This window comes from Salinadaptatus halalkaliphilus (assembly GCF_006543045.1).
In the GTDB taxonomy this organism is placed as follows: Archaea; Halobacteriota; Halobacteria; order Halobacteriales; family Natrialbaceae; genus Salinadaptatus; species Salinadaptatus halalkaliphilus.
In genome coordinates this window covers 61,788-86,343 of sequence record NZ_RBZW01000021.1, presented here as the reverse complement: position 1 = coordinate 86,343, position 24,556 = coordinate 61,788, and the positions used below count along the sequence as shown (strand labels likewise).

Below are 24,556 nucleotides of genomic sequence, written 5' to 3'. Positions count from 1 at the left end.
CGCCCAGGGCACCCTTCTAACCTTTCGTTTGCGAGTCGAGTCCGGTAATCTCGAAGCGCGCCCCGCCCTCGTCGCTTTCGGTCACCGCGATCGACCAGCCGTGGGCCTCGACGATCGTTTCGACGATCGACAACCCGTAGCCGGTCCCGTCGTCGTCGCTCGTGTAGCCCAACTCGAATACGGTGTCGGGATTCGCTACTGACAGACCCGGTCCCGTATCCTCGACGACGAAGCCGTCCTCGAGCGTCCCGACGCGAACGAGCGGATCGTGCTTGCCTTGCGGTCCGTCGTCGTCCGTCGAGCCGTGTTCGACCGCGTTTCGAAACAGGTTTTCGAACAGTTGGCTGAGTCGATCACGGTCGGCCAGAACGAGTCGGTCGCCGTTCATCTCGAGACTGGCGCCGTCGGTTTGGACGTGCCTCCAGGCCGTTTCCGCGACGTCGGCAAGGTTCGTCTCGACTCGAGCGCCGATCGCTTGGCCTGATCGGGCAAGCCACAACAGGTCGTCGGTAATCCGTTCCGATCGCTCGAGGGCCCGACGCGCTGCCGCGAGTTCGGATTCGACATCGTCGGTCTCGTCGGCCGCGAGTTCGACGTAACCGGTCGCGACCGAAATCGGGTTTCGAACGTCGTGTGCGACGATGCTCGAGAACTCCTCGAGGCGATCGTTCTGCTCTCGAAGGCGTTCTTTCTGGGCGTGCAGTTCGTGCCGACGGGCCGTGCTATCGAGGGCGGTCTCGACGCTGCGGGCCAGGATCTTCGCCAGGGAAATGGTTTTGGCGTCGAACGCACTGTCTTCGGTCGTGCCCGCGATGAAGATCCCGTGGTCGCCAAGCGGGAGGATCATCTCGCTTCGGATCGGCGTCTCCGGATTGTAGCTGTCGGGGTGCTCGCTGACATCGTCAAAGATCATCGGCTCGTCCGATTCGAAGACCTGCCACACGAGCCCTTCGCCGCGGTCGAACGTCGGAAACTCGTCGAACAGATCGCGACCCTCGGGTGTCTCGGTCGCCGACACCAGCCTGTCCGCCGTCTCGTCGTAGAAATAGACCGTGTTGACCTCGAGATCGATGATCTCCCGCGCTGCGTCGGTCGTAACCGTCGCGACCTCGCGTTCGATGTCGCTCGTCATCAGCCGCCGAACCGTCTCGTGCAACGTCTCGAGACGTTGCTCGTGGTCGTTCCGCTTCGAGACCGACTGGAGAGCCTCCTGCTGGCGCTTCGCCCGGGTGCGTTCGACGGCGTTTTGGACGCGATTGCCGACAACGGCGGCGTCATCGGGGGAATCCCATCGTACGTACTCCGTGACACCGGCCGCGAACGCCTCCGACGGCGGCGTCTGCCGACCGATCAACACGAACGGCCGCTCGCCGATCGCATCGCGGCTCCGCTCGAGAAACTCGAGCCCGGTCGCGCCCGGCAGGTCGTCCTCGCAGACGACGCACTCGACGGCGTCGGTCTCGAGGCGGCGATTCCCCGCCGGTATCGTCGTGGCTCGATGGAGAGTGAACTGATCGCCGTCGCGCTCGAGAAACGACTCGAGCGGGGGATTCGCGTCGTCGGCACCGACGTAGAGAACGTCGATCCCGTCGGATGCCGTCGTCATGCGTCGACCTGCGTGTAGATGTGACTGCAATCGCTTAAATCACCATCACACGATTCGCCTGGTCGGTCGATCGACGGCGACCGATCACCGGATACCGGTCACGTACGTCTGCTCGTGGTCCGGAAAGAGCTCCCTGACCGCATCTGGCCCGTCTTCGTCGGCGATGAGCGTCCGCAGCTCCGCCTCGTAATCCGCGCGACTGATCTCCTCGCTCGGGCCGACGGTCACCTCGAGGTGGGCGTCGACGAGTTGATCCACCGCGGTCCGGCCAAAGCCCGACAGCGGCGCGATATATTCGACGCCGTGGCGGTCCTCGAGACTCTGGGCTTGGGCACGGGAAACGGTCGGGACACGGTCGTCGCGTCTGGAGCCGTCCGCGATGGCGTCGAACTCGCTGTCGGCCAGTCGCTCTAACGCGTGCTGGTGGACGTGCTGGATACCGTTTCGGGGAAAGCCGTCCAACCGGATTTTCTCGACGGCCTCGTGGGCAACGTCGGGATCGAGTTCGAGTCGGCGAAAGTCGAACTCGAGTTGGGTCGCTGTCGTACGAGCGTGTTGCCAGTCGTCGCTGACGCCGAAGTGAGCCGTTACGAGCGTGACATCGTAGAACTCCTCGAGGAGCAACGCGGCGAGCGTCGAATCTTTGCCGGCGCTGTAGAGCAGTCCAAGCTCCATCAGCGCCGCTGGATGTCGAAACTCTTCGAGTCGGGCTTTAGCTCCTGGAGGAGCTGTTTCATCTTCTCGTCGTCGATCTTGCCCTGCATGCGGCCGCTCCGGGCCAGGGAGACGACTTGTCGCTCGACCTGTTCGCCGAACTGCGGTTTGCTCATCTTGACCGTGTTGAGCCGCTTGCGGGCGTCGTCGGTCAGATGCTGGCGCAGGACGGCTTTTTTCTGTGCTTCAGCCTGCTGCTGGGCGGCTTCCCGTTCGGCGCCACCTTGCTGTGATTCGGCCTGCTCCTGTAGCTGTTCCATCTTCTGCTGTCGAAGCTCCTCGAGTTTTTCCTCGTCGGGTGAGCCGCTCATAGTGCTGTCTGTCAGTTCGGTCGCCCAGCGGAAAATGATTTCGGAGCGGGCCGCTCGTCCCGGTCGCTCTCGAGGCGTCGGTCGTCGAAAACGGCGAGTCGTCTACGCGTAGCGTTCGAGTTCCGGACGGTCGAGATCTTCGAGAACGGCGCCGGCGGTGTCATCGAGCAGGCTCTGGCCCTCGGCGGTGATGCGTCGGCCTTCGCCTTCGGCCGTCTCGACGAGGTCTTCGTCCTCGAGTTGCTGGAGGATCGTTCGGATCAGGTTCTTCGAGCCGTCAGCACGCTTGTCTGGGGCGACGCGATAGCGGTTCGAGCCGCCCTTTGCACCGCCGTACTCGGTCGAGAGTCGTTCGACACCGACCGGTCCGCGGTCGGCGACCTTGCGCAGGAGGCTCGCGGCGCGGGTCGCCCAGAAGTCCTCCTGTTCGGGTGGGAGTTCGCGGTCGACACCGGTCTTTGCAAACTGTGCCCAGTCGGGCTCCTCGAGGCGTTCCTCGAGGTCGTCGGCGAGCGCCTCGATAAGGTCGTCCGCCGGAACGTCGTACATCGTAGCCATTGGGGTTTCGTTTCCGTCCGCGGCATTTAAGACCATCGTATCGGCTCGTCGCCGGCGTCACGCGGGGTCGCGAACGGGCCGCGACGACCGTCACCGCGCTGGCGGTCGTCGTTCCCGCCCGACTGTTCCGTCCCGGACCGTTTTTCGCCCTCGAGTCGAAACGAGGGGGTATGGACGAACGGGCGGCCCTGTCGCTGCTGGCGGACGAACTCGAGGCGGTCGGCGACGACACGGCGGTCGTCGAGGACCTCGTGATCACCACGGATATGCTCCACGAGGAGACGGACTTTCCGCCCGGTACGAGTCGCTACACGGCTGGCTGGCGTGCAGTCGGTGCGTCGCTGTCGGATGTCGCCGCGATGGGTGCTCGAGCGAGCGCTGCGGTCGCCGCCTACGCCGCCCCCGAATTCGATCGCGAGGAACTGCTCGCGTTCGTCCGGGGCGCGCGTGATGTCTGCAATCTCGTCGACGCAGATTACGTCGGCGGCGACCTCGACGGCCACCGGGAGTTCACCGTGACGACGACCGCGATCGGTCGGACCGACGCTCCCGTCTTCCGCGACGGCGCTCGAGTCGGCGACATCGTCTGTGTCACCGGCACGCTCGGTCGCAGCGCGGCCGCCCTCGAGTTGTTCGCTCGAGCGACCGATTCTCCGGAGACAGCGGACCCCACGCTCGAGCGCGCGAACGAACTCTTCCGGTTCGAGCCCCGTATCAACGCCGGCCTCGCACTCGCGCCCCACGCGAGCGCGATGATGGACTCGAGCGACGGTCTCGCGCGCTCGCTCCACCAACTCGGCGAGGCCGGCGACTGTGGCTTCGCGATCGATTCCGATCGCGTGCCGATCGACGACGTCGTTCGCGAGATCGACGACGACGAGGGCCACGCGCTCGAACTGGCGACGACGTTCGGCGAGGATTTCGAACTCGTCGTCACGCTGCCCGAGGCCGCTCTCGCGGACGTTCGATCCGACACCGACGTGGCGGTCTCGCCGATCGGGTCGGTCGTCGAGCGCGAAGCGGGGATCACCCTCGACGGCAAGACCCTCGCCGACAGCGGGTACACGCACGGCTGAGCGAGCCATATGCACGCGCCCATGTATGATACGGTTTACTGTAAGTCGTTACCGCCGAAACCGCGACCCGTCTGCGGTTTCGCCGGTAAATCGTTACAGCAATCCGTATGAGACGTCGTTCGGACGTTACGGCTCTCGTTCGGCATCCTCCGGGAGACTCCCCTCGAGAGCTACACGATCACTTCGATCGGGACGGGCGTGAAACAGAGGATCCCGAGGACGAACGTCAGCGCACCCAGCAGGAGCCGCCCGAGGCCGAGTGACTCCTCTCTGATCGGTCGTGCTGGGCCGGCAAAGACGATGACGGCGGAGAAAACGCCCCAGAAAAGCCAGATGAACACCGAGTTGATGCCGACATCGGCGACGTAGTAGAGGTACGCCGCGAGCCCGAACAGCCCGCCGGGGACGAGCGCTGCCAGCGTCGGCTGGTACTCGCCGGCCATCGCCCGGAGGATGTGACCGCCATCGAGTTGGCCGACCGGGATCAGGTTGAGAAAGGTGACGAAGAGGCCGACCCAGCCGCCGACGACGACCGGGTTCACGCTCGTCGCCGGATCGTCGCGGTACAGCGGCTGGTCGAACGCCGTCGCCAGCCCCTCGAGCAGGGGAGGATGCCCCAGCACGATCCGAAACGCATCGGGGTGGTCGACGACCGACTGGGGCGCGGTCACCGGCGGGAGGTGAAGGCCGACGACGATCACACCGACTGTCGCGACCAGGCCGGCGAGGGGCCCGGCGACGCCGATGTCGAACAGCGCTTTGCGGTCGGGCATTCGTCCTTTCATCTTGATGACTGCGCCCATCGTCCCGATGAGCGTCGGTATGGGAATGAAATAGGGGAGGGAGGCGTCGACTTCGTGGTACCGACTCAGGACGTAGTGACCCATCTCGTGAACCCCGAGGACGGTAAGGATCGCGACCGAAAACGGCCAGGCCCGCCAGATCTCGGTCGGATTGGCGAACGGATCGATGTGATACCACATCGATCCGGCAAACAGCGTCGAGAGGACCGTCAGTCCGAACAGCAGGATGTTCGTCCAGGGAATTCCGTCGATGCCGACCGAGGTCGGTTCGGCGACGAGGACGTACTCGCCGCGACGGGTCCCGAGTCGCGGTTCGTAGCCGGAGTCGCGAAACGCGGGCCACAGCTCCTGTATGAGTTGGTCGCGGTTGACTTGCGGGTCGCCGTAGTAGACTAACTGATCCTCGTCACGATCCACCTCGTACACCGAAAACACCGATTCGATCCGCTCGAGCGGCGGCCCATCCTCGAGTACGTCGGTCCGTGGCCTGCCGTATCCGGACACGGCGCGGTCGTCCATCACCGGTGGTTCCGTGGCTGTGCGTATAAATCGCCTGTCTCCGTTGCAGTCACTGTACTATCAGTGCCAGAAAAACGGAGAACACGGCTGTGCCGGATGGCGTTCGCACGCGCCGACACCGGACGGGACGGTCCGATCGGGTGATTATCGACAGCGATGCGTACTCGAGTCGTCTCGAGCGTTATGCGGGTTCGACACGCCACGTGGTCGCGCTCGTGTAGGACCACTTCTCGACCTCGAGCTCCGTCGCGGATTCGGAGAGTTTGACCATGAGCGCGCCGATTTCTTTGGGGGACATGCCGACTTCGTCGGCAATGAACTTGCCTTTGAAGTACAGCTCGCCGTCTTCTGCACGTTCGCGCAGGTAGCGTTTCAGGCGGCGTTCCTTGGTTTCCGTGGAGGGTTGGGCTGTCGTGCTCATCGCAATCTCGGCTTTGAGAGGAGATATGTTATAAAGGATGGTTGGTTCGGGAATTTTCGATTGCATTCAACGAACTGGCCGGTAATGAAAGTTTTATTCACATTTACGATAGGTTTTACGAGCGGACGAGAGGCCGGGAGAAGTTTTAAAACCGCCTCTAACTCATTATATCAGCGATATAATTCACGTCTAATACTCTTTCTGTGTTAACATCAATTCAGATAGTTTCAGCCGATCGTCAGACGAACGTATGGCTACGGTCGATCGTGCACCCAGAACTCGTCCTCGACGGTAACCTCTTTCTTGAACAACGGAACCTCGTCTTTCAGCCGGTTGATCCCGTCCTCGACGGTTCGAAACGCCTCTTCGCGATGGCCGGCGAGAACGACGACGAAAACGATGTCCTCGCCGGTCTCGACGACGCCCGTCCGATGGTACAGCTCCACCGCAAAGACGCCCGCTCGAGCCTCGAGATCGCGCTCGAGAGCGGCCATGCGCTCGTCGGCGACCTCGTCGTACTTCTCGAACTCGAGGTACTCCGTGGGCGCGTCGTCGTCGTCGTCTTTCGCGCGGACGCGGCCGGTAAAGGTCGCGATCGCCCCCGACCGATCGGCCGTTGGCTCGCGCTTGACGCGGGCGACGAGGGACTCGAGGGTTCGGTGTGGCTCCGCCTCCGCGAGGGCTGTAACGAGTGCGTCGGACTCGAGTTCGGCGGGTGAATCGACGGTCGCGAGGACGGTCCCAGCGTCGTCGGCGTCCGGCTCTCCGTCGCTGCCGACGTGGATCGTCGGATACCGCAGCCGGGAGACGCCGACGACGACGGCGAACTCGCAGGTCGGCGCTAACCGGTCGAGCGCGTCGCCGACGGACAACCCCGTACCGCTGGCCGTCCAGTCGCCGTCGGCGCCGAGATCGTAGGTGACATCGCCCCCCAGCGTGGTCGAGTCGTGGGTCGCGTGGGTCCCGTCGGCGATCGTCGCATCGTAGCGAACGACGCCGATGCGTCCCTCTCGCGAGAGGCGATCGACGACCCGATCGACGACGCGCTCGAGTGTCTCGCGGGTCGCGTCGCGGTTCTGGATACCGAGTACGTGCATATCTCACGTATGACTCGGTCGGTCTTTGTAGCTGTCGGGGATCGATCGCTCGGGGGCGGGAGACACGGTCGGACCGAGAACCCGTCACAGTCGCCGGCAAGTTGGCAATCCTTAAGAGAACGACCCGGTTACACCGGGTTAGTATGAAAGTGGTCGTCTCTATCGGTGGTAGCGTGCTCGTGCCCGAGCCGGGCGCGGATCGGGTCGCAGAGCACGCGGCCGTCGTCGAAGACCTCGTCGCGGACGGCTGTCGCGTCGGTGCCGTCGTCGGGGGCGGCGGCGTCGCTCGTGAGTATATCGGGGCCGCACGCGATCTGGGTGCCAACGAGATCGAACTCGATCAGCTGGGGATCGACGTCACGCGACTCAACGCTCGGCTACTCATCGCCGCGCTGGGCGAGAACACCGTCACCGCGCCGGCCAACGACTACGAGGAAGCTGGCGATGCGCTTCGGCAGGGGCAGGTGTCGGTCATGGGTGGCGTCGCGCCGGCCCAGACGACCGACGCCGTCGGCGCCGCGCTGGCGGAGTACGTCGACGCCGACCTGCTCGTCTACGCGACGAGCGTCCCCGGCGTCTACAGCGACGATCCGAACGAGACCGACGACGCGACCAAGTACGACGACCTCACCGCGACGGAGCTGGTCGATGTCATCGCCGGCCTCGAGATGAACGCCGGCGCTTCGGCACCCGTCGACCTGCTGGCCGCCAAAATCATCCAGCGATCGGGGATGCGAACGATCGTGTTGGACGGCACCGATCCCGACCGAATCGCGCGTGCAGTTCGATTCGGCGACCACGACGGCACCGATGTCGTTCCCGAAGGCGTCGGCGAGGAACCGACTTACTGGGCCCAAAACGAGCAATGAGCGACGACCTATCCGAGACGACCCCCTACACGCTCCAGCGCGAGGACGACGAACGACACGCGTTCTGGGCCGACACGGTTGCCGATCGGATTCTCGAGCGCGATCCCGCGGAACCGATCGTGATCAAGGGCGGCATCTCCCCCTCGGGGGTGCCCCATCTGGGCAACGTCAACGAGATCATGCGGGGCTACTACGTTGCCGAGGTGCTTCGCGAGCGCGGCTACGAGGTCGAGCAGCTCTTTACCGCGGACGACCGCGATCCCCTGCGCGGCCTTCCGCGGAAACTCTGTGATCTCGAGGGGAACCTCGTCGACCTCGGCGACGTCGACGCCGGTGCACTCGGTCGGAACCTCGGCGCACCCTACACCGACATCCCCGATCCGTTCGGCTGCTGTGACTCCTACGGCGACCACTTCGCGACCATCATCGCTGACAGCGCCGCGGCCGTCGACGTCCCGATCGAACTGCGCTCGAACACCGATCTCTACGAGTCGGGCGCGTTCGACGACGTGACCCGACACGTCCTCGAGAATCGCGAGCGCGCACGCGAAGTGCTGTCCGAGTATCAGGACACGGTCGACGCCGACGGCGACTACGTGCCGTTCAACCCCATCTGTGAGGCCTGTGGCAAGATCACCGAGACGGTCACCAGCGTGGATCTGGACGCGGGCGAGGTCGGCACGGTCGACTACCGCTGTACCGATATGGACGCCGGCGACCAGACCATCGAGGGCTGTGGCCACGAGGGCACCGCGTCGATCCGCGAGGGGAAACTCCCCTGGCGCTTCGAGTGGCCCGGCCAGTGGCAGATCCTCGGGGTCGACTTCGAACCTTTCGGCAAGGACCACGCCGAGGGCTCCTGGCCCAGCGGGCAAGACGTCGCCCGAAACGTCCTCGAGATCGAGCCGCCGGTGCCGATGGTCTACGAGTGGTTCACCTTAGAGGGCGAGCCCTTCTCCTCGTCGGCGGGCCACGTCATCCTCGTCTCGGACGTCCTCGAGTTGATCGAGCCCGAGGTGCTGCGATACTTCTTCGCGAAGGACCCATCGCGAGCGCGGGACTTCAGTATCGAACGCCTCGACCAGCTCGTCGACGAGTTCGACCGCCTCGAGCGGGTCTACTTCGGCGAGATCGAGGCTGACGAGGACGAGCAGGCGTTCGCCGAGCGGGTGTATCCCCTCCTCGTCGAGGAACCGCGCGAGGAGCGGGTTCGATTACCCTACACGTTCGCCGCCGTGCTCGGGATGACCGACGATCCGGACCTGCGCGAGGAGATCGCCCGCCGCGAGGGTCACGTTCCCGAGGACGCCCCCGAGTGGGCCGTCGAGGGGGCACTGGCACGCGTCGAGCAGGCCCGAAACTGGGCGCGCCGCACCGAAAACGAGTTCGACTACGAACTCAAACGCGGCGAGATTCCCGCCCACGATTTCGACGAAGCGACCGAGGCGGCCCTCGACGAACTGGCCGACTTCGTCGAGGCGGGTGGCAGCGAGGACCCCGAGGAACTGCAGGGCGAAATCTACGAGATGGCGAGACGTCACGACATCGATGTCGGGGACTTCTTCGCCGCGGGCTACCGGCTCTTCTTCGACGAACAACAGGGCCCGAAACTCGGCTCCTTCCTCGCGAAAGTCGATCAGGCGTTTGTCGTCGACCGACTTCGCCGAAAGCGTTGAGAGACAAAAGCCATTTGAGAACCGCCCTCTGAGTAGGGGTAGATGGAATCCGGTTTCCCCGCCGCGCTGTCGGTTCCCGAAATTTACGGCTCTGAGACGCTGACCTGGGTTCTCATCGGTCTGGCCGTCTACTGGGGGGCGATCATCGCCCTCCGGCGAGCCGATCTCCTGCCGAGTTACGTCGGCGCGCAGGGGCCGATCCTCACCTTCCACACGAAACGCGGCCGCGAGTTCTTAGATTGGCTGTCCGGTCCCGAACGATTCTGGCGAGCCTGGGCGAACTTCGGCATCGGCATCGCGATCGTCGTCATGGTCGCGATGTTCGGCCTCCTGCTGTTTGCCGGCCTCGCTGCTCTGTCCTCGCCACAGCCGACGACTTCGGTCCACCAGCCCCGGAACGTGCTGGTGATCCCCGGCGTCAACGACTTCCTCCCGCTGTCTGCAGCCCCCGGCATCGTCTTCGGCCTGCTCGTCGGCCTGGTCGTCCACGAGGGCGGTCACGGCCTGCTCTGTCGCGTCGAGGATATCGACATCGACTCGATGGGGATCGCGATGCTCGCGATCATCCCATTCGGGGCGTTCGTCGAACCCGATCAGGAAAGCAGCAAGAACGCCTCTCGAGGCGGGAAAACGCGGATGTTCGCCGCGGGCGTAACGAACAACTTCGCGGTGACGATCATCGCGTTCGCGTTGCTGTTTGGACCGATCGCCGGTTCGATCGCCATCGCTCCCGGCGCGGCCGTCGGCGGCGTCGAACCCGGCACGCCCGCGGACGACGCCGGTATCGAACCGAGCGATCGCATCACCGCTGTCGACGGCGTCACCGTCGAGGACAACGACGATCTCGGCGCCCAACTCGAGGCCGCGGCGGGCGATCAGGTCACGGTCGAACTCGACGGCGAACGGACCGTCGATGTCGACCGATCGCTGCTCGTCACCTCGGCCGCCGAAACCGAGATGACGGGTCTCGAGGCGGGTGACGCGATCGTCGCCGTCAACGGGCAACCCGTCGGCTCCGAGGACGAACTCGTTCGAACTGTCGGCGAGGACCACACCGCGACCCTCGAGATCGATACCGGTGACAGGATCGACGAGCGCGAGATGCCGATCGGTGCGCTGGTGCGGATCGCCGAGGACGGTCCCCTCGCGAACGAGGGTGCGCCGGTCGACGGACACGTCATCGTCACCGCGTTCGACGGCGAGCGCGTTCACTCACAGGACGAGTTGCACGCGATCGTCGGCACGACCGATCCGGGCGACGATGTCACGGTCGGCGGCTACGTCGACGGCGAGTACGTCGAGTACGAGGTAACCCTCGGCGAGCGGAGTCAGCTGACCGGCGGCGGGACCGTCGGCTACTTCGATATTGCCGGTATCTCCGGCTTTTCAGCGGACGCCTTCGGCATCCAGCTGTATCCCGCCGACGAGTATCTCGCCGTCCTCGGGGGCAACGGCGACGGTAGCTTCGGTGCCATCACCGACTCGTTCCTCGGGAAAATGGGGATCGCCCTCGTGTTGCCCATCATCGGCGTCATCGGCGTCTTGCCGTTCAATTTCGCGGGCTTTACCGGTGGCATCGAGAACTTCTACGAAGTCCAGGGCTCGCTCGCCGCCCTCGGTGACGGCACGATCTTCCTCCTTGCGAACCTGTTGTTCTGGACCGGCTGGATCAACGTCCAGCTCGGCTTTTTCAACTGCATCCCGGCGTTCCCGCTCGACGGCGGACACATCCTTCGGACCAGCACGGAGGCGGTCGTCTCCCGGCTCCCGATCGACGCGACCCGAGGGATGGTCCGGATGGTGACGACGACGATCGGTCTGACGATGCTGGTCAGTTTTCTGGCGATGATCTTTGCACCTGGCCTGCTTGGCGGCTGAGGTCGATGTCTGGCCGCTTGTGGGCGGCTCGAGCCGACTACTCCTCGAGATCGACGCCGTGGCGATCGTAGAACGTCTCCGGGGTCGCCTCGATGCGGTCGAACTCGGTTTCGAAGTACTGTTCGTGGTGGCGCACCATCTGTTCGACGATCCAGGCGCTGAACGTCTCGTCGAATCGCCACTCGCCATCGCGCTCCGGAATGTCGAACCGGTCGTCCGTCGAGAAGGCTGCGTAGACGTGGAAAAACCCCAGTATGATGTCGGCGAACTCGCTGGCTTTCTCGGTGCAGCTCTCGCGACGGTCGGCCAACTCCTCGCGGCCCGAATCGGTGAGTTCGAAGTACTTCCGGTCGGGTTCGTCCTCGCGGTCGATGCGCTCGGCCCAGCTTTCCTCCTCGAACTTGTAGAGGATCGGGTAGACGGAGCCGTAGGATGGTTCCCAGTGGCCGCCGCTGCTCTCGCGAATCTCCTTGAGGATCTCGTAGCCGTATCGCGGTTTCTCCTCGAGTAGCTCGAGGACGAGATAGGCGATGAGTCCTTTCGGCGGCCCACTTTTCCGCATGGTCGACCGTGATTTAAACGGGCGAACGTAAAGGGTTTCGGCCACCAGCAATTCCGGCGTCGTGGGCCTCGGGGCCGGTGTCGGGTTGCTGTGGCGGTTCTCGTTCCTATCTGTTGGGTTCGAAGCAGTTCCTTCTTATCGGGTGGCTCCCTAGCCACCGGTATGGAACGACGGACGCCGCCACGAACCAAAGAAGGCTGGTATATCCTGCACGACTTCCGGACGGTCGATTGGGACGCCTGGCGCGAGGCCCCCGACCACGTCCGCGAACGCGCCCTCGAGGAGGGATCCGCCTTCCTCGCCGACTGCGAGGCCGTCGCGGACGCCGAGGACGGCGACTCGGCGACGTTCGCCATGCTCGGTCACGAGACGGATCTGCTGGTCATGCACATTCGCCCGACGATGGCCGATATCGAGCAGATCGGCCGTCGGTTCGATCAGACCGCTTTCGCCCAGTTCACCGAGCGCAGCGACTCCTACGTCTCGGTCGCCGAAGTGTCCGACTACGTCACGGAGGCCTACTTCGAGGACGACGAGGAGGTCGAAGACACCGGGCTCGCACGCTACTTGGAGCAGAAACTCTATCCCCAGATACCCGACGCCGAGTACGTCAACTTCTACCCGATGGCAAAACGCCGCGACCCCGAGTACAACTGGTACGACCTGCCCTTCGAGACGCGCTCGGAGCATATGAGCTCTCACGGCGACATCGGCCGCAGCTACGGCGGTAAGGTTAGTCAGATCACCGCCGGCAGCATCGGCTTCGACGACGACGAGTGGAGCGTCTCGCTGTTTGCCAACGATCCGGCGAACATCAAGAATCTGCTCGCGGAGATGCGTTTTGATCCCTCGACCTCGAAGTACGCCGAGTTCGGCCGGTTCCACGTCGGCCGCCGATTCGACGCCTCGGATCTCGGGGCCTACATGGCCGGCGAAGCCGTCCCAGCCGAGAATGACGACCATCCACACGGTGGCGCCGACCACCCCCACGGCGCCGACGGACACCCTCACGGCGAGAGCGGTGGTCACGCCCACGGCGACTCGAGCGACCACGGGGGCGACCACGCTCACGGTGACGCGGGCGGGCCACCGGGACAGGACGAGGACGTCCGCAGCGAACTCGAGGAGATCGGCGTTTACGCGGGCCAACCTCACGGCGAGGATGTCCACGCGGTTGTGCTCTACTCGGCGGCCGACCCCGACGACCTGTTCGAGGAGGTCGAGGGGTTACGGACGAACTTCGATCACTACGATACACACGTGAAGACGGCCGTCTACGAGGCGAGCGAGGTGTCCCACGACGAGGACGAAGACACCGAGACGGCGATCGTCAGCCTCTGGGAAACCGAACGCGCCGCGGATACGGCGGCTGGATTCCTCGCCGATCTACCCGAGATCGTTCGGCAAGCAGGCGACGACGACGCTGATTCGTGGGGAACGATGGGGATGTTCTACACCGTCGAACCAGACCACCGCGGGGACTTCGTAACCACCTTCGGCGATGTCACCGGCGCGCTCGCAGATATGGACGGCCACCGAAAGACCGACCTGCTGGCCAATCGCGAGGACGAAAACGACATGTTCATCGCCAGCCGCTGGGATTCCCGCGAGGACGCCATGGCGTTTTTCCGCAGCGACGCCTTCTCCGAGACCGTCGACTACGGTCGCGACATCCTCGCAGACCGACCGCGCCACGTCTTCCTGGCCTGATACGGTTTACTGTAAGTCATTGCCGGCGCAACTGCGACCCGGGCGGCGGTTGCGCCGGTAAATCGTTACAGCAATCCGTATGAGCTGATCGATTCCAGTTTTGAACCCTATATGTTGCCGGAATCGGATAGCTCGTCGTAAAAGAAGTACCCCGCGACGCCGGCGAGACCCAGCACAAGCGTGATGTAGGGCCAGTTACCGGCGTCCTCGTCGGTGAAGGCGGCGTGACCCGCGACGAAGACGGCGAAGCCGACGTGGGCGGCGGCCGTCGCGAACAGGAACGAGTAGAGATCCATCGCTCGAGCGGCTTACGCGTCGACGTCGTGGTCCGGATCGTCCTCGACGGAGCGTTTCATCGAGTCACGGCGGGCCTTGGCGTCGCGACCGGTCGCCTCGAGCAGGAAGTCGTTTTTCGCGTCGACGGCCTCGCCGGCGGCCTCGAGTTCGTCAGGCCCGAGTTCGGTGGGGTCGCGTTCGTGGAACTCGACGCCGAGTTTGTCCTTCTTGCCGGAGTACTCGACGGTACCGGCGACGATTTTCTCGAAGACGGGGTTGTCGGGTTCCTCGATGACGAAGAGATCGCTGCCCTTGAACTCCTGGGTGGCCGTAATCGACCCGAAGTACTCCTCGACAGTGGCCTCCATATCGGGGATTCGCTCCTCGAGATATTCACCGCGACGCATCTTGTACTCCTTCATGGATTGGAGATACACGGCGGGGTCTTTACCTCTTTTCATCGTCGTCGTACGCTGCTCAAGCGATGGATTCTTGAGGGACCGCCAATGGATTCCGTCGACCCAACAGAATTGTCAACACCCATATAAGTTTGGGCGTGCCCCCCGTGCGACGGCGACTCGAGGGAATGTTCTTTCACCGGGGCGGTTTCGACCGACGGCGATCAGCGAACGGGCCGCTCGCCGAGATACCCTTTGCGACAGTCGGGGCAGATGTCGCCGGCGCGAAGCGAGCCGCGGTCGTTCGGTTCGGCGAACTCACAGCGGGGACAGTAGAATTCAGTCGGGCCGTCGTCGGCGGTGGGGTCGGTCGTTCCGGGCGTCGGTGCCGGTTTGTCACGTTCGATACCCGATCCCGGATCCGCCGTGGTCTCGGCGGTCGACTCGGCGTCCGGGTCGACGATTTCGGTGGACCCCGTCGTCGAATCGTCGTCGGGTTCGGTGTGCTCGAGGACGATGCCGTCGTCGGTGGCGGGGTCGTCCTCGATCGGGGACTCGTCCTCGGGCCAACCCGTGTCGCCGGCGGCGTCGGCTGGCGGGCCGACATCTTCGGAATCCGGCCACTCGCCGTGGTTTCGTTGGCGCGGCTCCGTCTCCTCGTCCTCGAGGATTTCGCCGTCGTCGGTGGCGGGGTCGGTTTCGTCGCCGCCGTGATCGACTTCGCCGTCGGTGTGAGCGACCGCGTCAGTGGCGCGATCGGTCTGGGCCGCCCCGGCATCGGGTTCGGCGTCCGCGATGACGACGCCGTCTCCCTCGTTGGGTTCGTCGGCATCGATGAATTCGGCGTCCTCGACGTCGTCGGGTGTCGCCGCTGCCCCGTCGGCGTCGGTCTGTGACTGCTCGTCCGCGTGGCTGATCACGTCCTCGTCGGTGGGGGTGGTTGCGTCAGGCTGTTCGACCGCCGGATCGGGCTCGGCGTCTGGGGGTGTGGGCGTGTCGTCGGCCGTTCCAGTCGTGAGACTCGTCACTTCGGTGTTCTCGCTGATGACGTGTCGGTCGCCACAGCGGGTACACTCCTCGTACTCCTGGACGGTAACGACGACCTCGCTGCCCCGTTCTTCGCGCTCGCGGTCGACTTCGGCGTCACCGTAGTCGCAGCCGAGCAGCGAACATCGCAGGACCATTGTCCCACCGTACCGAGTCAGGGTATAAAAAACGTGCCGCTGCCGACGACCGTGGTGATTCCCGGGGGCGTCGTCGAACGACAAACGTCAAATCCTGCCTCGACGAAGTGTGTCGTGGATGAAAGCAAAGCCGGAGTACCGAAACCGGGACGGGACCGAGGTGGCGGTACTCGACGCCCTCGTCGATCGGGCCGAAGAGGGGATGACCGTCTTCGAGCTGCGAGCGGCCGTCGAAGTGGGGATCGACGACCTCGAGACCGCACTCTCGACGCTCAAATCCGACGATCTGATCGAAGTCGATCCCAGCGGCCAGGAGACCGTTATCAAACCCGACGAGCGCGTCGTCCCCGAGGCACCGACGCCTGACGACGAGGAATCCGAGTCGATCGGTGACTGGCTTCGCGACCGGTTTCCCTTTTGATGTGGCCGAATCGAAACGCCTGATACGCTCAGGCTCGAGTGACCATGCATGAGCGTCATCGAGTCGGTACACGCCGACCACGGGGCCACGTTCGCCCAGCGGGGCGGCCGACGGATCGTCGAGCACTACGGCCGACCCGACCGGACTCGGCGGGCGGTCCGCAACGGCGTCGGGCTGCTCGAGGCCGCCTACGGCGTGGTCGTCGTCGAGGGAGAGGATCGCCTCGAGTACGTCGACAACGTTGTCTCGAATCGCGTCCCGTCCCAGGACGGGCAGGGCTGTTATGCCCTCGTGTTGGACCCGCAGGGCGGCATCGAGGTCGAACTCTACGTCTACAACGCGGGCGAGCGACTCTTGTTGTTCGTCCCGCCGGAAAAAGCCGAGCCGCTGGCCGAGGAGTGGGCCGAGAAGGTCTTCATCCAGGATGTCGAGATCGACGTCGCGACCGACGACTACGCGATCTTTCGGGTCGTCGGCCCGCAGGCGACCGAGAAGATCGCGAGCGTACTCAACGGTGCGGCCTCGCCCGACCAGCGGCTCTCGTTCGTCCGCGGGACGATGGGCGACGAGGGCGTGACCGCCATCCGCACCGACGGGCTCGCGGGCGAGGAGAGCTACGAGGTGATCTGTAGCGCGGATGCGGCCGAAGCCGTCTACGATACGCTCCTGACCCAGGGACTGAACGCCGCCCCTTTCGGCTACCGGACCTGGGAGGGGCTCTGTCTCGAGGCCGGCTCGCCGCTGTTTGCGACCGAACTCGAGGGACAGATCCCGAACGTGCTCGGGCTCCACGTCGCACTCGACTTCGACAAAGGCTGTTACGTCGGCCAGGAGGTCGTCTCCCGCGTCGAAAATCGCGGGCAACCGAGCCGGCGACTGATCGGGCTGACGCTCGAAGGCGGCGCTGACGCAGCTGCAGACGATGAACAGCCACCGACCCCCGAGTCGGGCGCAGCCGTCTTCGATGGCGACGCGAGCGTCGGCGAGGTGACCCGTGCCGATATGAGTCCGCTACTCGAGGAGACGATCGCGCTCGCACTCGTCGGCTACGGGCTCGAGAGTGACGAATTGACGGTGCGTGTCGACGGCGAAGACGTTCCGGCGACCGTCACCGAACTGCCGTTTCTCGAGGGCTCCGAGCGCTCGGCTCGATTGCCGACGTATCAGTAACCGCGCACCTGCTTGTTGGCCCAAAACCGTTGTGCCGGCCGGCGTCAAAGGACAGTATAATAGTGGATCGGTCCGTCGTGACGGACATGACGACGACGCTCGGAACGGCGAGCGCGGAACCCGGCGAGATCGATACGGGGCGTCTCGAGGTTGGCGAGACCCGGGATGGGAGCCCCTTCGGTCTCCCCGTCGCCGTGATAAACGGGGATCGGCCGGGAAAGACGCTGTACATGCAGGCAGCCAGCGACGGCGACGAACTGAACGGGCTCGGCGTCGTCAGGCACGCCGTTCCACGGCTCGATCCCGCCGACATCGCCGGCACGATTCTGATTACCGGGATCGTCAACTACCACGCGTTTCAGGTGGCCGAACATCGGAACCCGATCGACGATACGAAGATGAATCGGACGTATCCCGGCAACGAGACCGGGACCTCGAGCGAGCGCATCGCCGCCGCGACGATGGACGCGGCAACGCGTGCGGATCTCGTGCTCGATCTCCACCAGGGCTCGACCAGTCGGATGCTCGACGAGGTTCGGGTTCGCTGTGGCCGGCGCCATCGCCTCTACGACGAGTGTCTCGAACTCGCGAAGGCCTTCGGCTGTGGCTACGTTCTCGATCAGAAAGGACCGGACGGCCAACTCGCACGCGTCGGCCCCGACGAGGGAATTCCGACCGTCGATCCCGAACTCGGCGGCGCAATCGGCTGGGACGAGGCGAGTATCCGCAAGGGGGTCGCAGGCGTCTTCAACGTGCTTCGATACTACGACTTCCTCGAGGGATCGGTCGATCTGAACCGACAGACTCGTGCCAACGGCTTCGAACAGTATGGCTCGCCCGCCGGCGGACTCGTCGACCTCCACAAAGAGCTCGGCGACCGCGTCACCCGCGGGGAGACGATCTTCGAGATCACGACACCCTTTGGCGAGCCGAAGGCAACGATCACCGCCGACAGCGACGGCATTCTCTGGCGGACCCGACGACTGCCACAGGTCGCGACCGGCGAGTACGTCTGTTCGGTCGGTACCGATGTCGATTCGTACTGATGACGGCTGATCTCGTCTGTCCGGCCTGCGAGCGAACGTACGACGCTGGGCCCGACGAACCCTGGCGGTGTGGCTGTGGTCGCGGCCTCGAGTTCGCCAAGCGGCCGCTTCCCGACGGCGATCCCCTGCCGCTGTCGCGTATCGACACCAGCGACGGTCTCTGGACGTTTTTCGAGTTCCTGCCGATCGAGCCCCACGTCACCTTTCACGAGGGTTTTACACCGCTCGTCGACGCTCCCGACTGGGACGCGACGTTCAAACTCGAGTACGTTTTTCCGACTGGCTCCTTCAAGGATCGCGGCGCGACGACGACGCTGTCGCGAGCCGTCGAACTCGGCGTCGAGAAAGTCGTCGAGGACTCCTCGGGCAACGCCGGCGCGGCGATCGCTACCTACGCTGCTCGTGCCGGCCTCGAGGCCGACATCTACGTTCCGGCCGACGTCAAACAGTCGAAACTGATGGCGATACAGCGTGCAGGTGCCCGGCCCGTCCGGATCGATGGCACGCGCCAGGACGTCACCGACGCCTGTCTCGAGGCCGTCGAAACTGACTCGTCTGCCGAGATGGGGGCAGAATCGGCCCACGGGACGACGGCGAAGTCGGGTGGCGAGGACGGTGGTGCACCCCGACAGACGGGTCCCGGCTGGTACGCTAGCCACGCCTGGAACCCGGCGTTTTACGACGGGACGATGACGTTCGCGTTCGAACTCGCCGCTCAACGTGAGTGGACCGTTCCCGACGCGATCGTCCTCCCGATCGGCCACGGCACGCTCTTTCTCGGCGCATATCGGGGCTTTCAGCTGTTGAACGAGGCCGGTCTCGTCGACGAGATGCCCCGACTGCTCGGCGCCCAGGCAGCCGGCCATACGCCGATCGTCGATGCGATCGATGGTGACGCCGCCGAGGGCCAGCCGACCGACATCGCCGACGGTATCGCCATCGACGCTCCCGCACGCCGCGAGGAGATCCTCGAGGCGATCGAGGTCACCGACGGTGACGCGATCTCGGTCGGCGGCGATCGGATCGAGGCCGCGCTCGATCGACTCCACCGCGGCGGCTTCTACGTCGAGCCGACGTGTGCGGTCGCTCCCGCCGCCCTCGAGCGCTATCGTGAGCGTGGGACGCTGGATGCCGATGCCGACGCCGTCGTTCCCTTGACCGGCAGCGGCCTCAAAACGCTTTGAACCTGTTCGGGGCATCCGGACTCAAAACCCTTTGATACTCGGGACCCGGAGATGGAGACGAATGGTCAGCCGTCCAGCCGAGTTCTGCCCTCGCTGTGGATCCGCTCTCGAGACGATCACACTCGAGGGCCGAGACCGAACCCACTGTCCAGCTTGCGAGGAAGTTGTCTGGCATACGCCTGTTCCGTGTGCTGCCGTCGCCGTCGTCGACCGTGCGGCGTCGGCCGTTCTTTGTGTCGAACGCGACGTCCCACCGGGCGTCGGCGAGTGGACCTTACCCGGCGGCCACATGGAAGTCGGCGAAGCACCCGAAGCCGCCGCCGCGCGCGAACTCGAGGAAGAAACGGGCGTCGCGGTCGACCCCGCCGCCCTCGAGATTTTGGATGCCGCGACTTTGGCCCCACGTAATGGCAAACACGTCGTGACGATCCACTACGTCGTCGATCGGGCCGAGACCGAGGGCGAACCGACTGCCGGCAGCGACGCGAGTGCGGCCCGCTTCTGGAATCCCTCGACGTTCGAGGCCACCGACGAGGTGTTTCGACCGGTTCACGAACAGCGATTTCGGGCCGCCCTCGAGTCGTAGACGCCGGAGCCACCATCGGCGAGTAGTCGATTCCTCCCCGTCCCGTTCGGAATTCTCCCGGTATCGCTGTTGATCGACACCACGTCGCGAGCTGTTGGACTCGCGGACTGTCACGTTAAGGTAACTATCCTAACAAGTATAAGCGACCGTTTTGTAGGATCGTAACAACAGATGGTTCCTGCTCGCTTCGATCGACGGTCGCCGTCGGTGATCGGATGAGTCTGCCGAATCGTATCGCCGGATTCGTCACGAGACACGCTCGTATCGTGCTCGTCGCCCTGTTGCTGACGACCGCTCTCGTCGGCGCGGGGATGGGGCTGGTCGAGGACGATTCCTCGCTCGACCAGTTCGAAAGCGACTCGCCCGAGGCGCAGGCCCTCGAGGACATCGACGATCGGTTCGCGCTCGAGGACGCCGAAAACACGACCAGCGTCCAGTTGATCCATCGGGGTGATACCGAGGACCGGAACGTCCTCGAGCGCGAGGTCTTGATCGACGCTCTCGAGTTCCAGCAGACGATTCAGAACAACGCGTCGATCAATGCGACGCTGGCCGACGACGATCCAATCACGGGCGTCGAGAACATCGTCGCGATGACCGCGATCAGTCAGCAAGACGCTGCCGAACTCGAGGAACGCGGTGAGAACCTGGCCGACCGCGGCGAGGCCCTCGAAGCGCGGGGCGAGGAACTGGCCAACCGCGGCGAGGCCCTCGAGGAACGCGGCGCGGAACTGGGGGAACGCGAGGCCGAACTCGAAGCCAGCAGCGAGGTCCTCGAGACGGGTATCGACGAGGCTCGCGAGATTCAACGCGAGTACGAGCAACTCGCATCGACGACCGACGAGGACGACCCCGAGTACCAGCAGGGCGCGGCCGAACTCGAGGCCGAGTTCGAGGCGATGCTCGAGGAGACGGCCGACGCGGCTGCCCTCGACGACGAACAGGCCGCCGAGTACGAGGAGCTGGCCCAGCAAGCACGCGGGATCGAGTCGGGACTGTTCGAGATCGAGCAGACCACGGACGATCCCGACGCCGTGTCGGCGTACCAGGATCTGAACGAGGACCTCGAGGGTATCTACACCGCCGCGACGATGGGCGTCCTCGAGGCCGAATACGAACAGCTCGAGGACGACTTCGAAGCGTTCGAGGCCGAACAGGACGCGCTCGAGGCGGATCAGGCTGCGTTCGAGGACGAACAGGAGTCGCTCGAGGCGGACCAAGAAGCTCTCGAGGCGGACCAGGAAGCACTGCAGGAAGACGACGACGATCCGTCGCTCGAGGAACAGATCGAGACGCTCGAGACGATCGACGACGAGGCGTTCGAGGACGCGATCGACGCCACGCTCGGGGGGGACGAGGCGGACGACGCTAACGGGAGCGACGATGCACCCGGGCTGGCCTTTATGCCGACGGACTACGAGCCGGGCTCGACCGACGCTGACGCTCGGATGACCGCCATCACCCAGGAAGTCGGCGACGCCGACCTCGAGATGGGCGGGGCCGACGACGACGTCCTCGAGACGCAACTCGAGATCCGTGAACTCGCGGCCGACCACGATCACGAGTACGTCGTCTTCGGCATCGGGATCATCACCGACGAGATCGATCGCTCGATGGGGGACAGTTTAGCGATCGTCGGTCCGCTCGCGCTGGCGTTTGTCGTCGCGGCGCTGTCGATCGCCTACCGCGATCCGCTCGATATCGCACTCGGCGTCGTCGGGATCGTCGCGGTGCTTGTCTGGACGTTCGGCTTCATGGGCTGGGCGGGAATCGCGTTCAACCAGATGATGGTCGCCGTGCCCGTGCTCCTGATCGGACTTTCGATCGACTACGCGATCCACGTCTTCATGCGCCACCGCGAGCAACGCGAGTTGCTGAGACATCCGGACAGGACGACCGAATCCCCGCCGGGCGAACACGACGGTCCGGGGGAGACCGACACCGTTCGCGGATCGATGTCGATCGCGCTGGCCGGCGTTGGCGTCGCGCTCGTCTGGGTGACCGCGACGACCGCAATCGGCTTTCTGGCGAACCTCGTCAGCCCTATCGGGCCGATCCGTGAGTTCGCCGTCGTCAGCGCCGTCGGGATCCTCTCGGCGCTGATCGTCTTCGGTGCGCTGGTTCCCGCTGCGAAAGTCGAGATCGACTCGCTGCTCGAGCACGTCGGTTTCGACCGACACAAGCGCGCGTTCGGGACCGGTGAGGGCCGATTCAGCGATGTGCTCTCGATCGGGTCGGTCGCCGCGCGACGGATACCGCTGATCCTGCTGGTGGCCGTTCTCTTGTTGACCGCGGGCGGCGTCTACGGGGCGAGCCAGGTCGACACCAGCTTCGAGGAGGAGGACTTCCTCGCGGAGAGTCCGCCGGCATGGACCGAGAACCTCGGTCCGCTCGCACCCGGCGAGTACCAGGCCGCCGACGACCTCGAGTACGTCAACGAGAACTTCCAGCGCGACGACTTGCAGACACAGATCCTGATCGAGGGGAACGTAACCGGCGATGGGGTCTTAGAGCGGATCGACACCGCCCAGACCGAGGCGGCTGACAGTAGCGTCGTCTATACGCTCCCGGACGGCGAGGCCGACGTCGAGGGGCCGCTATCGGTGATGGAAGAGACCGCCGCCCAAAACGAGTCGTTCAACGAGTCGTTCACCGCGGCCGATACGACGGGCGACGACGTTCCCGACGAGAACGTCACCGAGCTATACGACGAGCTCTTCGCGGTCAACGAAGACGGTGCAAGCCAGGTCATCGACCGGTCCGACGGCGAGTACGACGGTGTTCGACTCGTCGTCTCGATCGAGGGCGACGCGCCGGTCGACGAGACGACGGCGGAGATGCGAGCCATCGCGAACACGCTCGACGACGAGGGCGCCGGCGACGAGCGGCTCCCGGCCGACGTGGACGACGTGGACGATACCCGTCCCGACGACGGCGAGGTCGACGACGAGGACGCCGCCGCGGTCGCCGGCCAGACCGACGGCCTCACCGCCATCGCGACCGGCGACCCCATCGTCAACCACATCGTCGAACAGGATCTCTTCGACACCGTCATCCAGAGTCTGCTGGTGACGCTCGTGGCGGTCTTTGTCTTCCTGACGGCGGCGTACTGGCTGACCGGCAATAGCGCGACGTTAGGAGCGGTGACCCTGCTGCCGGTTGCCTTCGCCGTCAGCTGGATCCTCGGGACGATGTACCTCGCGGGCATCCCGTTCAACGTTCTGACGGGGATGATCACCAGCCTCACCATCGGGCTCGGTGTCGCCTACAGCATCCACGTCAGCGCCCGCTACACCCTCGAGCTCGATCGGCAGGGCAACGTCTGGGACGCGATGCAGACGACGGTTACCGGCACCGGCGGCGCGCTGCTTGGCAGCGCCGCGACCACCGTCGGCGGCTTCGGGACGCTCGCGCTCGCGATCTTCCCCGCGCTCCGACAGTTCGGGATTATCACCGGGTTGACGATTACCTACGCGTTCCTCGCGAGCGTCGTCGTCCTGCCGACCCTGCTCGTGCTCTGGACGCGCTATTTCGGCCCGGACGTCTCGTTCGACTCGACCCAGGCCAAACGGCCGGCTGCGACCGCGAGCGACGGCGGCAGACCCGAGGCGGATCCCGGAGACGCGTCGGCGGAGAAAGCCGATGTCCCCGACGCCGACGGGAGCGCCGAGACGGGATCGGGCCCCGCCGACGGCACCGGTCCTGGAGGTGACGAGTCGTGACCACCGACGAGAACAAGGCGATCGACGCCTTCGAACGGCTCGGCCTGACCAGCTACGAGGCCAAGGTGTTCATCGCGCTCCATCGCCTCGGGTCGGGCACCGCCAGGGACGTCGCCCGCATCGCGGACGTGCCGCGGTCGCAGGTCTACAGCGTCGCCGAGAGCCTGGCCGACCGGGGCCTCCTCGAGGTCCAGCAATCGAGCCCGATCCGCTATCGCCCGGTCAGTTTAGAGGAGGCACGAGCGACGCTCGAGGCCCGCTTCGAGCGCGAGCGCGAACGCGCCTTCGACTACGTCGATGCGGTCAAATCGGCCTCGACGGGCCAGGAGGCCCGCGAGGATATCTGGACGATCCGCGGGCGCGATCGGGTGGCCGATCGGGTCGTCGATCTCTGTCGGGGTGCCGACGAGCGGATCGTCTTCGGCACTCGCCTCCCGGAACTCGTGACCGATTCGATCAAGACGACGCTCGAACAGCAGGTGACGGCCGGACGCACTGTCGTCGTCGTCAGTCGTACCGACGACGTTCGAGATCGGCTGGGGGCGCTCGAGGGCGTGACCGTCGAGTCGCCGCCGGGCCACCGCGTAGACGATCAGCGCTCGGGACGGATCGTCCTCGTCGACGACGACAGTATCTTGCTGAGCGTTGTCGACGATGATGGTAGCGAAACCGCCATTTGGAGCGCGAACTCGCTGTTTGCCAGCGTCCTCATCCAACTCGTCGAAGCCAGCGACGAGGTTCGATCCTAGTACCCAATGCAGGCGTGGCC

General features: G+C 64.9%; 23 protein-coding genes. 12 read left to right on the top strand and 11 right to left on the bottom strand.

What is annotated here, in order from left to right; all coding sequences use genetic code 11:
* Positions 1-16: 16 nt before the first annotated feature.
* From D8Y22_RS07750 to D8Y22_RS07735, 4 genes are all read right to left on the bottom strand, one after another.
* A complete protein-coding gene (locus D8Y22_RS07750) occupies positions 17-1,606 on the bottom strand; it encodes a hybrid sensor histidine kinase/response regulator (protein WP_141464144.1) in 1,590 nt (529 codons plus the stop codon).
* Positions 1,607-1,690: 84 nt separating this feature from the next.
* Positions 1,691-2,281 carry a DUF7411 family protein gene (locus tag D8Y22_RS07745; protein WP_141464143.1) on the bottom strand — a complete coding sequence of 197 codons (591 nt, stop codon included), beginning with the start codon at positions 2,279-2,281 and terminating at the stop codon, positions 1,691-1,693.
* A complete protein-coding gene (locus D8Y22_RS07740) occupies positions 2,281-2,631 on the bottom strand; it encodes a DNA-binding protein (RefSeq protein ID WP_141464142.1) in 351 nt (116 codons plus the stop codon). The genes D8Y22_RS07745 and D8Y22_RS07740 overlap by 1 nt, the downstream gene beginning before the upstream one ends.
* Before the next feature lie 102 nt (positions 2,632-2,733).
* On the bottom strand, positions 2,734-3,189 hold the full coding sequence (locus D8Y22_RS07735) for a 30S ribosomal protein S19e (protein WP_141464141.1): 456 nt from the start codon (positions 3,187-3,189) through the stop codon (positions 2,734-2,736).
* A gap of 170 nt (positions 3,190-3,359) precedes the next feature.
* Here D8Y22_RS07735 and thiL point away from each other — a divergent pair, with 170 nt between their 5' ends.
* Positions 3,360-4,265: a thiamine-phosphate kinase gene (gene thiL, locus D8Y22_RS07730; protein WP_141464140.1), complete on the top strand. Its 906-nt coding sequence runs from the start codon at positions 3,360-3,362 to the stop codon at positions 4,263-4,265.
* Between the two features lie 170 nt (positions 4,266-4,435).
* On the opposite strand, the gene D8Y22_RS07725 is transcribed toward thiL, so the two are convergent.
* The 3 genes from D8Y22_RS07725 to D8Y22_RS07715 all read right to left on the bottom strand — a co-directional run bounded on the left by D8Y22_RS07725 (position 4,436) and on the right by D8Y22_RS07715 (position 7,105).
* Positions 4,436-5,587 (bottom strand): site-2 protease family protein, encoded by a 1,152-nt coding sequence (locus D8Y22_RS07725; RefSeq protein WP_141464139.1) that lies wholly within the window; start codon positions 5,585-5,587, stop codon positions 4,436-4,438.
* 181 nt (positions 5,588-5,768) lie between these two features.
* Positions 5,769-6,008, bottom strand: coding sequence for a DUF7123 family protein (locus tag D8Y22_RS07720; protein ID WP_141464138.1), 240 nt, complete (start codon positions 6,006-6,008; stop codon positions 5,769-5,771).
* 254 nt (positions 6,009-6,262) lie between these two features.
* Positions 6,263-7,105 carry a molybdopterin synthase gene (locus tag D8Y22_RS07715; RefSeq protein WP_141464137.1) on the bottom strand — a complete coding sequence of 281 codons (843 nt, stop codon included), beginning with the start codon at positions 7,103-7,105 and terminating at the stop codon, positions 6,263-6,265.
* A gap of 143 nt (positions 7,106-7,248) precedes the next feature.
* Here D8Y22_RS07715 and pyrH point away from each other — a divergent pair, with 143 nt between their 5' ends.
* From pyrH to D8Y22_RS07700, 3 genes are read left to right on the top strand one after another with little or no spacing between them, the layout of a single operon-like run.
* Positions 7,249-7,974: a UMP kinase gene (pyrH, locus tag D8Y22_RS07710; RefSeq protein WP_141464136.1), complete on the top strand. Its 726-nt coding sequence runs from the start codon at positions 7,249-7,251 to the stop codon at positions 7,972-7,974.
* Positions 7,971-9,650, top strand: coding sequence for a lysine--tRNA ligase (gene lysS / locus D8Y22_RS07705; RefSeq protein ID WP_141464135.1), 1,680 nt, complete (start codon positions 7,971-7,973; stop codon positions 9,648-9,650). Before pyrH ends, lysS begins: the two co-directional genes overlap by 4 nt.
* Before the next feature lie 42 nt (positions 9,651-9,692).
* Positions 9,693-11,528 carry a site-2 protease family protein gene (locus tag D8Y22_RS07700; protein WP_141464134.1) on the top strand — a complete coding sequence of 612 codons (1,836 nt, stop codon included), beginning with the start codon at positions 9,693-9,695 and terminating at the stop codon, positions 11,526-11,528.
* 37 nt (positions 11,529-11,565) lie between these two features.
* Here D8Y22_RS07700 and D8Y22_RS07695 read toward each other — a convergent pair whose 3' ends face one another.
* Positions 11,566-12,090, bottom strand: coding sequence for a PadR family transcriptional regulator (locus D8Y22_RS07695; RefSeq protein ID WP_141464133.1), 525 nt, complete (start codon positions 12,088-12,090; stop codon positions 11,566-11,568).
* A gap of 162 nt (positions 12,091-12,252) precedes the next feature.
* Here D8Y22_RS07695 and D8Y22_RS07690 point away from each other — a divergent pair, with 162 nt between their 5' ends.
* Positions 12,253-13,800, top strand: a complete 1,548-nt coding sequence (locus tag D8Y22_RS07690; protein ID WP_141464132.1) for a heme-binding protein — start codon at positions 12,253-12,255, stop codon at positions 13,798-13,800.
* 107 nt (positions 13,801-13,907) lie between these two features.
* On the opposite strand, the gene D8Y22_RS07685 is transcribed toward D8Y22_RS07690, so the two are convergent.
* From D8Y22_RS07685 to D8Y22_RS07675, 3 genes are all read right to left on the bottom strand, one after another.
* Positions 13,908-14,096, bottom strand: coding sequence for a hypothetical protein (locus D8Y22_RS07685; RefSeq protein ID WP_141464131.1), 189 nt, complete (start codon positions 14,094-14,096; stop codon positions 13,908-13,910).
* Between the two features lie 12 nt (positions 14,097-14,108).
* Positions 14,109-14,498 (bottom strand): DUF5611 family protein, encoded by a 390-nt coding sequence (locus D8Y22_RS07680; protein WP_141464130.1) that lies wholly within the window; start codon positions 14,496-14,498, stop codon positions 14,109-14,111.
* A 200-nt stretch (positions 14,499-14,698) separates the two neighbouring features.
* Complete coding sequence (locus D8Y22_RS07675) at positions 14,699-15,658, bottom strand: DUF7093 family protein (RefSeq protein ID WP_141464129.1); 960 nt, start codon at positions 15,656-15,658, stop codon at positions 14,699-14,701.
* Positions 15,659-15,776: 118 nt separating this feature from the next.
* Between D8Y22_RS07675 and D8Y22_RS07670 the strand changes: the two genes are divergently transcribed.
* The 7 genes from D8Y22_RS07670 to D8Y22_RS07640 all read left to right on the top strand — a co-directional run bounded on the left by D8Y22_RS07670 (position 15,777) and on the right by D8Y22_RS07640 (position 24,536).
* Positions 15,777-16,079: a DUF6432 family protein gene (locus D8Y22_RS07670; RefSeq protein ID WP_141464128.1), complete on the top strand. Its 303-nt coding sequence runs from the start codon at positions 15,777-15,779 to the stop codon at positions 16,077-16,079.
* Between the two features lie 48 nt (positions 16,080-16,127).
* On the top strand, positions 16,128-17,249 hold the full coding sequence (ygfZ, locus tag D8Y22_RS07665; RefSeq protein ID WP_141464127.1) for a CAF17-like 4Fe-4S cluster assembly/insertion protein YgfZ: 1,122 nt from the start codon (positions 16,128-16,130) through the stop codon (positions 17,247-17,249).
* Positions 17,250-17,335: 86 nt separating this feature from the next.
* Positions 17,336-18,295, top strand: a complete 960-nt coding sequence (locus D8Y22_RS07660; protein WP_141464126.1) for a succinylglutamate desuccinylase/aspartoacylase family protein — start codon at positions 17,336-17,338, stop codon at positions 18,293-18,295.
* The gene (locus D8Y22_RS07655; protein WP_141464125.1) at positions 18,295-19,479 is read left to right on the top strand and encodes a pyridoxal-phosphate dependent enzyme; all 1,185 of its coding nucleotides are present in this window, start codon (positions 18,295-18,297) and stop codon (positions 19,477-19,479) included. Before D8Y22_RS07660 ends, D8Y22_RS07655 begins: the two co-directional genes overlap by 1 nt.
* Positions 19,480-19,540: 61 nt before the next feature.
* Positions 19,541-20,065 (top strand): NUDIX domain-containing protein, encoded by a 525-nt coding sequence (locus tag D8Y22_RS07650; protein WP_141464124.1) that lies wholly within the window; start codon positions 19,541-19,543, stop codon positions 20,063-20,065.
* 215 nt (positions 20,066-20,280) lie between these two features.
* Positions 20,281-23,787, top strand: coding sequence for an MMPL family transporter (locus tag D8Y22_RS07645; protein ID WP_141464123.1), 3,507 nt, complete (start codon positions 20,281-20,283; stop codon positions 23,785-23,787).
* Positions 23,784-24,536, top strand: a complete 753-nt coding sequence (locus D8Y22_RS07640; protein WP_141464122.1) for a TrmB family transcriptional regulator — start codon at positions 23,784-23,786, stop codon at positions 24,534-24,536. Before D8Y22_RS07645 ends, D8Y22_RS07640 begins: the two co-directional genes overlap by 4 nt.
* The last annotated feature ends 20 nt before the right edge of the window (positions 24,537-24,556 follow it).